Here is a 14,618-nt window from a genome sequence, read left to right on the forward strand (position 1 = left end):
CTCGGTTTGTTTTAAACCGTCCTTGTTTAATTTAGTTACAGCTCTTAGAGATTGGCGCAGTCCAGAACGCAGCTTCTCCCCTATGGGTAGGACAATGTTAAAAAAAAGTAAAATTAATTTATTTGAAACACAGATGTCATGTGCTAAATGCTCTGTTTTAAGACAAAAGGAATGAAGATTTCTTATAAAAACGGACACCTTGAGGCCGAATTTCCGGCACTCAAGGTGTTTAGAGGTGTAATGAAATTTGAGGGTATTATTGAGAGTGAGCGTTAATCGCTGTATGCAACTGCAATCTTAGCGGCGAGTGCTGCATTGTTAAGTACCAATGCAATGTTGGCTTTTAGGCTGTTTCCCGCGGTCTTTTCGGCCACTTTTGCCAACAAAAATGGTGTGGAATCCTTACCTTTTATGCCTTTGGCATCCATTTCTGTAATCGCAGCTTCAATGACGCTATCGATTTCTTCGTTCTTCAGAGCATGTTCTTCAGGTACAGGGTTAGCAATCACTGCGCCGCCTTTAAGTTTCATTTCCCACTTCGCTTTCAGTGCCGCCGCGATCAACTCAGGACTGTCGATTCGGTAGTCGACACCAAACTGACTTTCGCGTGTATAAAACGCAGGCAGCGTTTCTGTGCCATAGCCAATCACGGGAACACCTTTGGTTTCGAGATACTCAAGTGTCAGTCCTAAATCGAGAATGGACTTAATTCCCGCGCACACAACGGCGACCTTGGTTTCTGCCAATTCTTCCAAGTCAGCAGAGATATCAAAACTGGTTTCGGCACCTCTGTGAACGCCACCAATGCCCCCCGTGGCAAACACACGGATGCCTGCCATATCGGCCAGAATCATCGTGGATGCGACCGTGGTTGCACCGTCTGCTTTGTTCGCGACAATGAAAGGAATATCGCGACGACTGGTTTTGATCGCTGACTGACCTTGCTGCCCTAGATACGTGATTTCTTCTTCGCTGAGACCCACTTTTAAACGGCCTTTGAGGATCGCGATAGTGGCAGGAATTGCCCCGTTATCACGCACCGCCTTTTCAACGCGCAGGGCAGTTTCCACATTTTCCGGATAAGGCATACCGTGGGAAATGATGGTGGATTCCAACGCGACAACAGGTTTGCCTTCTGACAAGGCTTGCTGAACGTCCGGGTGAATGTCGAGATAGGGGTTTAACATAAGGCTTCCTCTAGGCGCTGTAGCACCATCAATTCGGTAATGGTTGGGTTGATGGTTTGCATGTGCTCCATCGTTAACATGGCGCAGCCGAGCGCAAAGCGGCAGGATTCTGCGTCAGTCAGATTATTCATTTGTCCGTACACCAATCCGGCGAGAAAGGCATCTCCTGCGCCATTGGCATTGACCACATTGACTTTGGACGGACGGATTAAGGCGGTGTCTTCTGCCGAGCGATAGAGGATGCCATCGGCGCCAAGGCTCAGGAACAAGCGGGTGATGCCTTGTTGAATGAACCAGTCTGCAATGTCGTCGATATCCTCATCGGAATTCAGCGGTAAACCAGAAATGGTCTCCGCTTCCAACAGGTTCGGTTTGAGTGTGTGGATATGTTTGAGATACGGTTTGGCTTTGATGGATTTCGCCGTCGACACCGTATCCAAATAGATGACTTGATCGTGAAACTTACTAAACAGGTAAGCGAGAACATCGTCGTTGAGGTTGGTATCGATGATAATCGCCGCAGCGTGTTGGATAAGATCAGTATGTTGGGCGAGTAGCCCAATATTCAGGTGATCGAGAATCGACATGTCTGACACTGCAGCCAGCATATCTCCATGGGCATCCAGTAGAGAAAGATAGGTGGATGTGGTCTGTCCGGTAAGCTGACTGACCGCTTTAACGTCCACGCCCGCTTTGCGCGTAGCTTCCAGTACCACATTGCCGTAGGCATCATCCCCAACCACTGAAATCAATTTAGTGTCGACGCCTAATCTCGCCAGGTTTTCTGCAATATTCCGACCTACACCGCCGGCCGAACCCGTGATTTTTCCGGGGTTGGAATCACGCTCGACCATCGCCACTTCCGGCTGACCCAGAATGTCCATATTGGTGCCGCCAATCACGACCACATACTGTGGACGGTCAACAATATAGCCTTTTCCACGAATCACGCCTTTCCGCGTCATGTTCATAATATGCACAGCGACCGCAGAGCGACTGATATTCAGCTTGTCGGCAATACTCTGTTGCTGGATGAAAGGATCATCTTTGATCAATTGGAGGATTTCATCTTCGCGCGACGTCATGACACTTAACACCTGTTTGGTTGTTAAACAAATGTTAGTTTTAAATGAGGCGAGTAAACTGTCAATTACTGTTGAGCAACAATTAATCATTGTGTGACGGCATAGAAAAAATTTGTATAAAAACCAGCCAGTTTTGACCATGCTCATACTATCCCGCACGTCGCATTACCGCTGTTTCGGGTCTCAATTCGGGAACAGGAAGGAGGTGGAATGGCTCTACACTTAGATCAAGTCTGTGTACGTAGACAGGCAGTTGTGATTGATTGGAAAGCAAGGAAAGCCAATGGAAAACCAAGGTCAGCGTAGCGCTTTGACGGAGCAAGAGCGCGCGGTCGTGGCGGAAGCGATCAATTCGCTTAAAGCCAAGCCGGGCGCGTTGTTGCCAGTGTTACACCACATTCAGCATCAGTTGAGTTATGTGCCCCCGGCATCTGTGCCGATGATTGCGGACGGACTGAATTTGTCCAATGCCGATGTACATGGCGTGATCAGCTTTTACCATGAGTTTCGTCACCAGCCACCGGGTGGGCACGTTATTCAAATTTGCCGTGCTGAATCTTGTCAGTCAATGGGTTCACGCTCGCTGGAAAAGCACGCCACATCGCGGTTGGGTATTAGCTTTCATGAAACGACCAAAGATAACAACTTCACTCTCGAACCCGTCTACTGTCTGGGCAACTGCATGTACTCGCCGTGTGTGAGAGTCGGTGATGATATCCACGGTGAAATGAACGATGAGGCATTCGACAACCTTGTCGATTCGTTGCTCACCCAAGTGATCGAGGTGAAAGCGCCATGAGTTATCGCATATATGTTCCCCTCGACTCTTCTTCTGTTTCCCGAGGCGCTGAGAAAGTCGCTCAACGTTTGGCTCATAGTGCCGTCACCATGGGCGAATCTTTGACCATTGTCCGTAACGGTTCCCACGGCTTGTTCTGGCTCGAACCCATGATTGAAGTGGAGTCAGCTAAAGGTCGAGTGGCGTTTGGTCCGGTTTTCGAAGATGACGTGGATTCCCTATTGGCACTCCGTTTCTTTGCGCCAGATGAAGAGGGCAGCGCTGCGTTGGAGCACCCACTCTGTTTGGGGCTGACCACGGAAATTCTCTGGCTGAAAAAACAACAACGGCTGACGTTCGAACGTGTTGGGTTTGTTGACCCGTTAGATGTTGAAGATTACTGCAGCAAAGGCGGGTTCGTCGGGCTGGAAAAAACGCTGGGTATGAGCACCCAAGAAATTCTCGACGAGGTAAAAACCTCTGGCCTGCGTGGTCGCGGTGGTGCGGCGTTCCCAACCGGCATTAAATGGCAAACCGTCTCAGACCAACCTGCAGGACAAAAGTATGTGATTTGTAATGCAGACGAAGGCGATTCCGGGACTTTTGCCGACCGCATGCTGATGGAAGGCGACCCGTTCACCCTGATTGAAGGGATGATCATTTGCGCCATCGCGGTGGGTGCCACACAGGGATATGTCTATACCCGATCTGAGTATCCGAATGCCTGCAAGATCTTCACCCAAGCGATAGAAAACGCTTATGCGGCGGGTTATCTGGGGGCGGATATCTGCGGCAGCGGCAAACATTTCGATTTAGAGCTTCGGATGGGGGCGGGAGCTTATATCTGTGGTGAAGAAACATCACTGATGGAGAGCTTGGAAGGCAAACGTGGATTGGTAAGAAGCAAGCCGCCACTTCCGGCCATTGAAGGTCTATTTGGTAAACCCACCGTCATCAATAACGTTATTTCGCTGGCTTCGGTTCCAATCATCCTGTCCAAAGGGGCGGACTACTACAAAGACTTTGGTCAGGGTAGATCCCTCGGCACTATGCCAATCCAACTGGCGGGGAATGTGAAACGTCCCGGTCTGTTTGAGTTGGCTTTTGGCGTGACGATTCGGGAACTCCTGTTTGATTTTGGTGGGGGCAGCAAGACAGGAAAACCCCTTAAAGCCGTGCAAATTGGCGGGCCACTTGGCGCTTACATTGCTGAACATGACTGGGATACAGATCTGGATTACGAACATCTCGCTGCCCGTGGCGCCATGTTGGGGCACGGTGGCATTGTCGCGTTCGACAATCAAACCGACATGAGCCAGATGGCGCGTTTTGCGATGGAATTCTGCGAGCTGGAATCCTGTGGGAAATGCACGCCTTGTCGTATTGGCGCAGTCCGTGGCGCGGAAGTGATTGATCAACTGCTGGATGCGAAAGGCGATGACAAGCTGGAACGTAAAGAACTACTGGACGATCTGTGCGAGACCATGGAGCAGGGTTCGCTCTGCGCCATGGGTGGGATGACGCCTTTTCCGGTGAAAAGCGCATTGAAGCACTTTCCAGAAGATTTCGGGCTCGCAAAAGATGCGGGTGCCCAAGTGAACAGTGGCGGCAAGTAAGCCGTCGAGGAGAAGACAATGGTTGAGTTCTATATTCCCATTGAGCAAGGCAGCAAAGACTTCGGTACGCCTGCTGTTAAAGGCGAAGACGTTAAGCAAATCTCACTGACCATTGATGGATGGCCAATCTCAGTGCCAGAGGGTACGTCGGTCATGCATGCGTCTACCATGCTGAATATTCAAATTCCAAAATTGTGTGCCACTGATTCACTCGAAGCGTTTGGCTCATGCCGTATGTGTGTGGTGGAAATTGAAGGAATGCGCGGAAAACCCGCCGCCTGCACCACACCCGTTGCTGAGGGCATGGTGGTCACCACACAAAATGAAGCGCTGCGCAAGTTACGCCGTAACGTGATGGAATTATACATTTCAGACCATCCACTGGATTGTTTGACCTGTGCGGTGAATGGCGACTGTGAATTGCAGGACATGGCGGGTGCAGTTGGTCTTCGTGACGTGCGCTACGGATTCGAAGGTAACAACCACCTCAATATGGAAAAGGACACCTCCAATCCTTACTTCACCTTTGATACCAGCAAATGCATCGTCTGTTCCCGATGTGTGCGTGCCTGTGAAGAGATTCAGGGTCAACACGCACTGACGGTGGAAAGTCGAGGTTTTGAATCCCGTATCGTTGCTGGGTCAGAATCGTTTATGGACTCTGAATGCGTGTCCTGTGGTGCTTGTGTACAAGCCTGTCCGACGGCTGCATTGACAGAAAACAGCGTGATAGAACTTGGCACTCCGAGCCATTATCGCGTGACGACTTGCGCGTATTGCGGCGTAGGTTGTTCATTCCGTGCCGAAATGCGCGGTGATGAATTGATCCGAATGGTGCCGCACAAAGACGGAAAAGCGAATCAGGGGCATTCTTGTGTGAAAGGGCGTTTTGCCTTTGGCTATGCAACCCACAAAGATCGTGTGACCGACCCGATGATCCGCGATTCTATTGATGAACCTTGGCGCAAGGTAAGTTGGGAAGAAGCGATTGGCTTTGCCGCAGATAAGATCAAAGCGATCCGCGATAAACACGGCGCCAATGCTCTGGGTGGGATCACCTCTTCCCGCTGTACTAACGAAGAAACCTATCTGGTGCAAAAACTGGTTCGTGCAGGCTTTGGCACCAACAACGTGGATACCTGTGCCCGTGTTTGTCACTCTCCAACGGGTTATGGTCTGAAAACCACGCTGGGCGAATCGGCAGGGACACAGACCTTCGAATCAGTCCAAAAAGCCGATGCGATTATCGTTATCGGCGCCAATCCAACCGATGGTCATCCGGTGTTCGCGTCCCAGCTTAAACGTCGTCTTCGCAGTGGCGCAAAACTGATAGTTATCGACCCTCGCGAAATTGATCTGGTCAACGCAGCGCATGTCCGTGCCCAATACCATCTTCAACTTCGTCCGGGCACCAATGTCGCCGTGTTGAATGCATTGGCGCACGTCATCATCAATGAAGGGTTGGAAGACACGTCGTACATTGAAGCGCGTTGCGACATGGCAGCGTACAAAAAATGGCGCGACTTTATTGCCGATGAACATCATTCACCGGAAGCGATGGAAAGTGCCACAGGCGTTCCCGCCATGCTGATACGTGAAGCCGCGCGTATGTATGCCAAAGCTGGAAACGGCGCCATTTACTATGGCCTCGGGGTGACAGAGCACAGCCAAGGTAGCTCAGCGGTCATGGCAATTGCCAATCTTGCGATGGCGACAGGTAACGTTGGTCGTGAAGGTGTGGGCGTGAATCCACTGCGCGGTCAGAACAACGTGCAAGGTAGCTGTGATATGGGCTCATTCCCGCATGAGTTGCCGGGTTATCGTCATGTGTCAGATCCAGAAGTACGTGCGTTGTTTGAGGGTGAATGGGGTGTGCCGATTGATGATGAACCTGGGCTTCGCATCCCCAACATGTTCGACGCCGCTATCGCAGGTCGATTTAAAGGCATGTATGTGCAGGGTGAAGACATCGCCCAATCTGATCCGAATACCCAACACGTCGAAGCGGCGCTGACATCGCTGGAATGCCTGATCGTTCAGGACATCTTCCTCAACGAAACGGCGAAGTTTGCGCATGTATTCCTACCGGGTGCCAGCTTCTTGGAGAAAGACGGTACCTTCACCAATGCAGAGCGCCGTATCTCGCCGGTGCGTAAAGTGATGGCTCCGCTTTGCGGTAAAGCAGACTGGGAAGCGACCATGGATCTCGCCAACGCCCTTGGCTACGAGATGCATTACAAGCATCCTTCCGAAATCATGGATGAAATCGCCAAGCTGACGCCGACTTTCCATGGTGTCAGCTACGAAAAACTGGATGAGCTGGGCTCTATTCAATGGCCGTGTAACGATGAAGCGCCCCTAGGGACCCCAACCATGCACATCGGCGGCTTTGTGAAAGGTAAGGGCAGCTTTGTGGTGACGGAGTACGTGGCAACAGAAGAGAAAGTGAATAAACGCTTCCCACTGCTGCTGACCACAGGGCGTATCCTATCGCAATACAATGTCGGTGCTCAGACACGTCGTACTGACAACAGTCAGTGGCATCAGGAAGATGTGTTGGAAATCCATCCGTTGGATGCGGAAGATCGAGGCGTTACAGATGGCTCTCCAGTCCGGATTGCGAGCCGTGCAGGTGAAATTACCTTGCCCGCGAAAATCAGCAACCGCATGCAACCGGGCGTGGTTTACACCACCTTCCATCACCCGGTTTCCGGCACCAATGTGATCACGACAGAAAATTCCGATTGGGCGACAAACTGCCCTGAATACAAAGTGACGGCGGTGCAGGTGAAAGTGGCAGTGGAACCGGCGGATTGGCAACAACGTTTCCGTGAGTTCGACGAACAACAACAAGCCCATTTATCTGCGGCGATACAAGACAGCAGCGATTAAGCAGGAGTGAACATGGACGGTGAACTTCATCGTAACGAACGCCTTTATGCGATGGCGAACCAAATCGCTGACAACCTCGAGCATGGCAGAACCGAGCAAGAGACGGTCGACGAAGTCGCTTCCCACATTCGCCGCTTCTGGTCGCGCGACATGAAGCAGAGTCTTATTGCTGCGCTGGGAAGTGGGCTGTTGAACCCCATCGCTGAAAAAGCGGCGGAAATGCTGGCTGAGGAATATAAGCTCAAAGCGGGTTAGTTGGGTATAGGGTAGAACTAAAATGCCGCGTAATAACGCGGCATTTTAGATAAGCGAAGATGATCTTTAAGCAATAGCCTCAGCATCCTTCTGCTTGATCACTTTGTGGCCTTCTTCAGTTACGCCGTTTTTCCAATAGCTGCTGATGTAAATATTGTCTCGCTCGACGTTTCTTTCATTGCGGAAATATTGGCGTAGCGAGCGCATAGAATCGAACTCGCAGGCACACCAGATGGCAGCGTTACCATCCAGCCATTCTTTTTCCTGAACTTGCTCTGCCAGTGTTTTTTCGCCTTTAACCAGCCAGTCGATTTGCATCCCTTCAGGGGCTTGAATCGGCTGAATGTCGTCTTGAGAAAGCACTTCAATGACCGCATGGCCTTTTGCATGTTGAGGTAGCGAAGCAATTTTGACAGACAGTGCTGGAAGGGCAGTCATATCGGCAGCCATAAAGAACCAATCTGCTTCTTTGTTGATTTCCTGAATGGTGCCTGGGCCAGCAATCGTCATGGTATCGCCAACTTTGGCGTTCATTGCCCAACGAGCGGCATGGCCACAACCACAGTCATCAACCTTATGGCGGACAAAGTCTACTGTGATCGTGTGTGTGCTGAAATCCAACTCGCGGATAGTGTAGGTGCGCATAACAGGCCTTTCGCCCGCTGGAAGTGAATTCAGATCTGTGCTGCCATCCGGCGCAAACATTAACTTAATATATCCGCCTTCGCAGTTGGCAGGAAAGCGGGAAAGTCCTTCACCATGCATCACGATACGCTGCATATTGGGAGTAATGGCTGTGCTTGCTTCGACAGTAAGCTGAATCGGGCTCGGTTTCTTCATTATTCTTCTCTGACTACTTTACTTCACCCTAAAATACGTCGCCTTTGTGAAGAATTCAATGATAACGATTATCATTTGCGTAAATTTACATTGTTGGCTGTCGCCGGAAACAAAAAAGACTCCCAAAGGAGTCTTTTTACTTGGCTTGTTAGCTATTAACTGCGGTCACGTGGAACGTACTTGCGTACGGTCTCTGTGTTGCCCTGATCGTCAGTAATGGTGAAATCTACGTACTGTGAGCGGTTAGACAGCAGGTTAAAAAACGTGGTGCCATTCTCGTTTGTACTTTGTGTAAAGTTCTTCGCAGAAACATTTGCGCCTTCGACTGGTTGACCGTCACGAAGTACTTCGATGATAGCTGCACCATTGCGAGCATTAACTGAAACATCAAGACCGTGACTTGGCATTGCCGTTACAGACATTGAAGCGAATAGCAGGCTGATTGCAGTCATTGTCGTTTTCATAATCGTATCTCCAATTGCATTGTTATTGATTTCGTGTTGCTACAGAGATAACGATAGGTTTGTACCGATAGAAAAAAAACCGGAAAAATTCGTGGGACTTGCTCAAAAACTTGGTGCAAGAATTTTGATTTAGGACGGTCTACGCGGGTGGGTAATAAGAGGCAATATAAAATGCTGTACGAAGTTACAGAGTAGACAATAGCGAGAGTTTTTTACTTTTACACTTGAGTTGACGAAAAATGTGATTCATATGGCGTTCGTGTATACCAGAACGCCATCGGTAGAATTGTTTCTACTGGGTAAGTGACGACTCAATTAGTTTGCGGCTTTGAAGCCGAGGCCGCTATCGATAAACGTTACAACTTTGTGAGTACGAATAGCCTCCTGCGCCGCCAGCCCAATTACCACGGCTTTCAAACCATCTTCCAATGACACTTCTACATCTTGCTCACCTAGCACTGCGCGCTGGAATTTCTGATGTTGGTAGAAAGTGGAGCCATTATGGTCACCCGCTTCGAGAAGAGTCGGGTCTACAGGCACTTCCATTTGTTTTGGTCCCTTGGGATCACGGGGGCTGGAAATGACTTGGGCGACAGGGGGCTCGCCAAGGGTTTCTGTCGGCCAGAAACGGCCAGGGCCGGGAACCAGACATTCCACCTTGCCTTTGTCGCCGACAACGCTGATCTCTTCTTGGTAACGGGAGCCTTCGGCGAACATGCAAAGCTCCAAGCTGGCACGGGTGCCGTTGTCGAATTCCACGGTGACATAGGCATTATCGAGGATGTCCGGTGCTTCGCCGTTGTAGGATTCGTCCTTGTGGTTGACGGCTTGACTGCCGGAAGCAAAGACTCGAATAGGGTTAGCGTTGGCCATCAGTCGCATCAAATCAAAGAAGTGGCAGCATTTCTCGACTAGTGTACCGCCGGTTTTGTGGTTGAAACGATTCCAGTCATCCACTTTATGCAGGAAAGGAAAGCGGTGCTCGCGAATTGAAAACAGATGGCGTTGGCCAATCTCGCCTTGTGCTAGCAAATCGAGCAATAAGGTGATGGGTGGCATGTAGCGATACTCCATCGCAACCCAAATTGGAGCAGGGTGGGATTTTGCAGCTTCAACCAAACGCGACACATCGTCAATCTGCGTGCAGATGGGTTTCTCAATCAAGATTGGCAGTGAGCAGCGGCTCATGATGCCTAGCAATTGCTCGGCATGCTGGAAGTTAGGGGTCGCGATAACGAGGGCATCGACATCGTTTGCTTCAAGTAATTCATCCAAACCTTCAACTGTGCGGGCGGTTGGCACTAACGTCTGCGCTTTTTCGCGCATTTCTGCGTTAGGTTCGGCAAGCACGGTGATTTCTACATTCTCTAAAAGTTGGATGTTCCGGATGTGCTCTTGTCCCATCATGCCGCAGCCGAGGATGCCGTAGCGAATTACTTGATCTGTCATTCAGTCCGTCCCTTAAGTTTGTTTGGTAGCCTGAGAGGCTATCGTTGTCGTTATGTCCATCGCGCTGCATAGCGCACGTTTACCGGGTCATACCAAGTGAAAGAAACCTCTTCGATGCGATCCCGGTTTGACCAGCTCAAGCGCTCTATGTAGCCGCATGCAGAGCCAATCTCAGGTTTAAAGTCTTGGTGCTTCCAGTCCGGTACATGATCGACCGTGATGCTGTCCTGCACCTTTGAAATCCAAAAGCCAAGTTTTTCGCGGTAATACACATACAGTGATTCCACGAGATCGTCTTGGGCGATATCGTCTTTGTGCTCTCCGCTGATCCAAATCTCTTCCATGGCAGCAGGTTGTTGGTCGAGTTTTCTCAACCGGCGGAAACGCCATAGTTGCGCGTTTGATTCCAACCCCAACAAAGAAGCCACATAAGTATTGGTGTGTTGCTCCACGCTCAGAAAGTCGGCGTTTGGCAAGCCACCACCTGATTTCAACTCAAGGCGGAAAAAGTGATACACAGCCGAATTGTCAGGCGTGTTTTTCACGTAAGTGCCGGAGCCCTGAATCCTTTCCAGCAATCCATTCTGTTCAAGCTCGTTCAGCGCTTTGCGCAGCGTGCCGACAGCAACCCCCAGCTTTTTTGCCAGTTCAGCTTCAGTAGGCAGCCTCTCTCCCGGCAACCAATAACCTGCCGAGATTTCTCTTCGCAACAACTCGCTTATCTGGATGAACAAGGGTAATCGTGTTGATTCACTCATTTTCTAAAAATCTCAAAATTGATAACCGTCGATATATTAGAAGGTTACTGAGCTTATTTCTGTTTCCGCGCTCAGAGAGTGAATGAATTCATTCATCATTGATTTACTTTATTTGTAAATCTTATAGCATTTATTAACAATTCATTCACTAATCATTTTCATTTCGATGGGAATGAAAAGCAACAAGAACAATAACGTTGGTTGGCTTTTTACAATAAGAACAGGAGAGTTCAGATGAGTGTCGTGCCTATCACGAGTGAGGGGTTAGATGCCGCCGAGGTATCTTGGTTTGCGCCGCTTTGTAGTGACGATTACCGTTATTTAGGTGTGCCAGATGGCGCGTTGCGAAGCAGCTGGGAGAATACCCGCGATATCGTTTTGACTGCCGAGAAGCAGGGCTTTCGCAACATTCTTTGCCCGTCCTCGTATCAGGTTGGGCAAGACACCCTGACCTTCGCTTCCGCGATGGGCCCGCTTACTGAGCGCATCAACTTGCTTGCAGCAATTCGATGTGGAGAAGTGCATCCGGCGATGTTGGCCCGTTCGGTCGCGACGCTTGATCACATCATGAAAGGGCGTTTGACGCTGAATGTCATCTCCTCTGATTTCCCTGGTGAGAAAGCGGATAGCGCTTACCGCTACCGCCGTTCAAAAGAAGTGGTCGATATTCTTCGTCAAGCCTGGACGCAAGATGAAATCCGCTACGACGGAGAAATCTACAAACTCGACCCGCTTTCTGCCGATCCTGTTCGTCCCTATCAGCAAAACGGTGGTCCACTTCTTTACTTCGGTGGCTACTCTCCGGATGCCCTTGAACTGTGTGGTTCAGACTGTGACGTGTACCTGATGTGGCCAGAAACCGAAGACATGCTGGAATCACGCATGAAAGCGGTGAATGAAGTGGCGCAACGTCATGGACGTACACTCGACTATGGCCTTCGTGTTCACATGATTGTTCGTGATACCGAAGCAGAAGCCCGTGAATATGCTGAGTCTCTGGTATCTAAGCTCGACGACGACTTTGGTCAATCGATTCGCGAGCGCGCGTTGGACTCGAAAAGTCTTGGTGTTGCTTTTCAGTCTAAACAGCGTGAACAGGCAGACCAGTTTGGTTTTACCGAACCGAATCTTTGGACCGGTGTTGGCCGCGCCCGCTCTGGTTGTGGTGCAGCGTTGGTGGGCAGTGTCGATCAGGTGCTGACCAAGATTGAACGCTACAAGAAAATGGGTATCCGCGCCTTTATCTTCTCTGGCTACCCGCACAAATCTGAATGTGAAATTGTCGGCCAGAAAATTCTACCAGAGCTTAAAACCTGCTCAATGCCTGAAGAATACGGCCGTGTTCCGGCGACCACCCCTTTGACTCCACTTGGCGCAGGAGAGCGCAAATAATGAAATACACAGAACTGCATCCGTCACTGTCTGCTTTCAGCCGCTTAGTTTATGGCGTTTGGCGTTTGTCGGATGATGAGAACACCTCAGAGGCGCATGTTCGCGCGAAAGTTGATGCGTGTCTGGAGCAAGGCATCACCACCTTTGACCACGCTGACATCTATGGTGACTACTCCTGTGAAGAGGTATTTGGTCAGGTGCTCGAAGCGACTCCTTCACTTCGTGACCAGATTCAGTTGGTGTCGAAATGCGACATCATGCTGCTGTCAGAAAAATACCCGAACCGCCGTGTTAAATACTACGACACCTCAGAAGCGCATATCCGTCAGTCAGTTACCAACTCTTTGCAGAACCTGAAAACTGATCACCTTGACTTACTGCTGATACACCGCCCGGATCCGTTTATGGATCATAGTGAAACAGGGAATGCGTTAGATTCACTGATAGATGAAGGCTTGGTGAAAGCGGTCGGTGTTTCGAACTTTAAATCGTGGGATTGGGAGTTGCTGCAATCTGGTATGCGTCATCCATTAGTGACCAACCAGATTGAAATGAGCCTGATGACCCGGGATTCCTTTACTGACGGCACAGTGTCGTTCATGCAAAAAGGCGGCATTAAGCCAATGGCATGGTCGCCACTGGCTGGTGGTGAACTGTTTGGCAACAGCGAGGCGGCGCAGCGAGTGAAACCTTTGTTGCATCGTGAGGCCGAGAAATTCGATGTCGGTATTGATGCCGTCGCGATTGCTTGGCTTCTCGCACACCCTGCAGGCATTTTGCCGGTGTTGGGTACCAACAATCTTGAACGTATCCGTGGCATAAGCGACGCGCTGAAAGTCTCGATAGATAGAGAGACCTGGTTTGAACTTTGGACGGCTGCAGCAGGGGAGGAAGTAGCATGAGCCGCGAACTGAGAAACGCACTTTCCTGCTTTGCCACTGGTGTCACAGTGATTACAGCGCGCCATGAAGGGCAGGATTATGGATTGACGTGCTCGTCTTTCAACTCTGTTTCTTTGGAGCCAGCGATTGTGCTTTGGAGCATCAACCGCACATCGTCAACCAAACAACCGATTCTGGAGTCTGGTGGCTACACCGTGAGCGTGCTGGCGGTGGAACATTCCGAGCTTGCGATGAAGTTCTGCCGTGACAGCCATGAAGAGCGCTTCCGTGGTGTGGAGATCCAACGTGCACCGAGTGGCCGTGCCATCATTGAAGGTGCTGTCGCCTGGTTTGACTGCGACTTAAACGGTGTCGTCAGTGCAGGTGACCACGATATCCTGCTTGGCAAAGTGACCGACTTTCACTCGCAGCAGGGTGATGGATTAGTGTTTGAACGCAGCCGCTTCGGCAAGGTAGGAGAAGTCGCTTAATGGCAGTGGTGAAGTCAGTCATTTCGGTGCTGGAAACCGTCAATAACACATTGGATCGCATTGGTGCATCCGTAGCTTGGGTGCTGGTGGCCTTGATGGTGTCCAGCATTCTACTGCAGGTGGTGTGTCGCTATGTGTTCAATGCTGCATTGCCTTGGCCGGAAGAAGTCGCCCGGGCATTGATGATTTGGATGATGGCATTGGTTGCAGGGCAAGCGTATCGAAAGGGCATGTTTGTCTCTATCGATATGATTTTCAATTATCTGTCACCAAAAGTGGCGCAGGTGATTCGTATTCTGCTGCTGGTGATTGCCTTTGCCGTACTGATCCAACTGTTCGTCATCGCACTGGAATTTTTTGACCGCGGCTTTCGAACCCGTGCAGCATCTTTTCCGCTGAAGCGGGCGTGGATCTATCTCGCGATGCCGGTGTGCTTTGGCACCATGTTGCTCGCTAATTTAGAAATGTTCCTGAAAGCGCTTACTCATAAAGAAGAGGGTGCCATCGCTGCGCAAGCTGGAGAAAGCTGA

The 14,618-nt window shown here is 50.3% G+C and carries 14 protein-coding genes; 8 read left to right on the forward strand and 6 right to left on the reverse strand.

Translation table 11 applies throughout. From position 1 onward, the window contains the following. Positions 1-272: 272 nt before the first annotated feature. Positions 273-1,187: a pseudouridine-5'-phosphate glycosidase gene (locus D515_RS15775; RefSeq protein ID WP_002539991.1), complete on the reverse strand. Its 915-nt coding sequence runs from the start codon at positions 1,185-1,187 to the stop codon at positions 273-275. After that, on the reverse strand, positions 1,181-2,272 hold the full coding sequence (locus D515_RS15780) for a PfkB family carbohydrate kinase (protein ID WP_002539992.1): 1,092 nt from the start codon (positions 2,270-2,272) through the stop codon (positions 1,181-1,183). Before D515_RS15780 ends, D515_RS15775 begins: the two co-directional genes overlap by 7 nt. 283 nt (positions 2,273-2,555) lie before the next feature. Here D515_RS15780 and D515_RS15785 point away from each other — a divergent pair, with 283 nt between their 5' ends. From D515_RS15785 to D515_RS15800, 4 genes are read left to right on the forward strand one after another with little or no spacing between them, the layout of a single operon-like run. Continuing rightward, positions 2,556-3,071 (forward strand): formate dehydrogenase subunit gamma, encoded by a 516-nt coding sequence (locus tag D515_RS15785; RefSeq protein ID WP_002539993.1) that lies wholly within the window; start codon positions 2,556-2,558, stop codon positions 3,069-3,071. Continuing rightward, the gene (locus D515_RS15790; protein WP_002539994.1) at positions 3,068-4,666 is read left to right on the forward strand and encodes a formate dehydrogenase beta subunit; all 1,599 of its coding nucleotides are present in this window, start codon (positions 3,068-3,070) and stop codon (positions 4,664-4,666) included. The genes D515_RS15785 and D515_RS15790 overlap by 4 nt, the downstream gene beginning before the upstream one ends. 18 nt (positions 4,667-4,684) lie before the next feature. Further along, on the forward strand, positions 4,685-7,558 hold the full coding sequence (gene fdhF / locus D515_RS15795) for a formate dehydrogenase subunit alpha (protein WP_002539995.1): 2,874 nt from the start codon (positions 4,685-4,687) through the stop codon (positions 7,556-7,558). A 12-nt stretch (positions 7,559-7,570) separates the two neighbouring features. Next, positions 7,571-7,813, forward strand: coding sequence for a formate dehydrogenase subunit delta (locus tag D515_RS15800; protein ID WP_002539997.1), 243 nt, complete (start codon positions 7,571-7,573; stop codon positions 7,811-7,813). 66 nt (positions 7,814-7,879) lie between these two features. Here D515_RS15800 and D515_RS15805 read toward each other — a convergent pair whose 3' ends face one another. The 4 genes from D515_RS15805 to D515_RS15820 all read right to left on the reverse strand — a co-directional run bounded on the left by D515_RS15805 (position 7,880) and on the right by D515_RS15820 (position 11,324). After that, the gene (locus D515_RS15805) at positions 7,880-8,653 is read right to left on the reverse strand and encodes a siderophore-interacting protein (protein ID WP_002539998.1); all 774 of its coding nucleotides are present in this window, start codon (positions 8,651-8,653) and stop codon (positions 7,880-7,882) included. Positions 8,654-8,808: 155 nt separating this feature from the next. Beyond that, positions 8,809-9,117, reverse strand: a complete 309-nt coding sequence (locus tag D515_RS15810; protein ID WP_002539999.1) for a hypothetical protein — start codon at positions 9,115-9,117, stop codon at positions 8,809-8,811. A gap of 315 nt (positions 9,118-9,432) precedes the next feature. Continuing rightward, entirely contained in the window at positions 9,433-10,566 is a 1,134-nt protein-coding gene (locus D515_RS15815; protein ID WP_002540001.1) for a Gfo/Idh/MocA family protein, read from the reverse strand. A gap of 50 nt (positions 10,567-10,616) precedes the next feature. Further along, positions 10,617-11,324 (reverse strand): GntR family transcriptional regulator, encoded by a 708-nt coding sequence (locus tag D515_RS15820; RefSeq protein WP_039850197.1) that lies wholly within the window; start codon positions 11,322-11,324, stop codon positions 10,617-10,619. 234 nt (positions 11,325-11,558) lie between these two features. Between D515_RS15820 and D515_RS15825 the strand changes: the two genes are divergently transcribed. Genes D515_RS15825 through D515_RS15840 form a run of 4 tightly spaced genes read left to right on the forward strand, consistent with a single transcriptional unit; the run spans position 11,559 to position 14,618 of the window. Next, entirely contained in the window at positions 11,559-12,716 is a 1,158-nt protein-coding gene (locus D515_RS15825; protein ID WP_002540003.1) for an LLM class flavin-dependent oxidoreductase, read from the forward strand. After that, positions 12,716-13,618, forward strand: a complete 903-nt coding sequence (locus tag D515_RS15830; protein ID WP_002540004.1) for an aldo/keto reductase — start codon at positions 12,716-12,718, stop codon at positions 13,616-13,618. Before D515_RS15825 ends, D515_RS15830 begins: the two co-directional genes overlap by 1 nt. After that, entirely contained in the window at positions 13,615-14,088 is a 474-nt protein-coding gene (locus D515_RS15835; RefSeq protein WP_002540006.1) for a flavin reductase family protein, read from the forward strand. Before D515_RS15830 ends, D515_RS15835 begins: the two co-directional genes overlap by 4 nt. Next, positions 14,088-14,618, forward strand: a complete 531-nt coding sequence (locus D515_RS15840; RefSeq protein ID WP_002540008.1) for a TRAP transporter small permease — start codon at positions 14,088-14,090, stop codon at positions 14,616-14,618. The genes D515_RS15835 and D515_RS15840 overlap by 1 nt, the downstream gene beginning before the upstream one ends.

The sequence above is a fragment of the Grimontia indica genome, from assembly GCF_000333895.2.
GTDB classification, from domain to species: Bacteria; Pseudomonadota; Gammaproteobacteria; order Enterobacterales; family Vibrionaceae; genus Enterovibrio; species Enterovibrio indicus.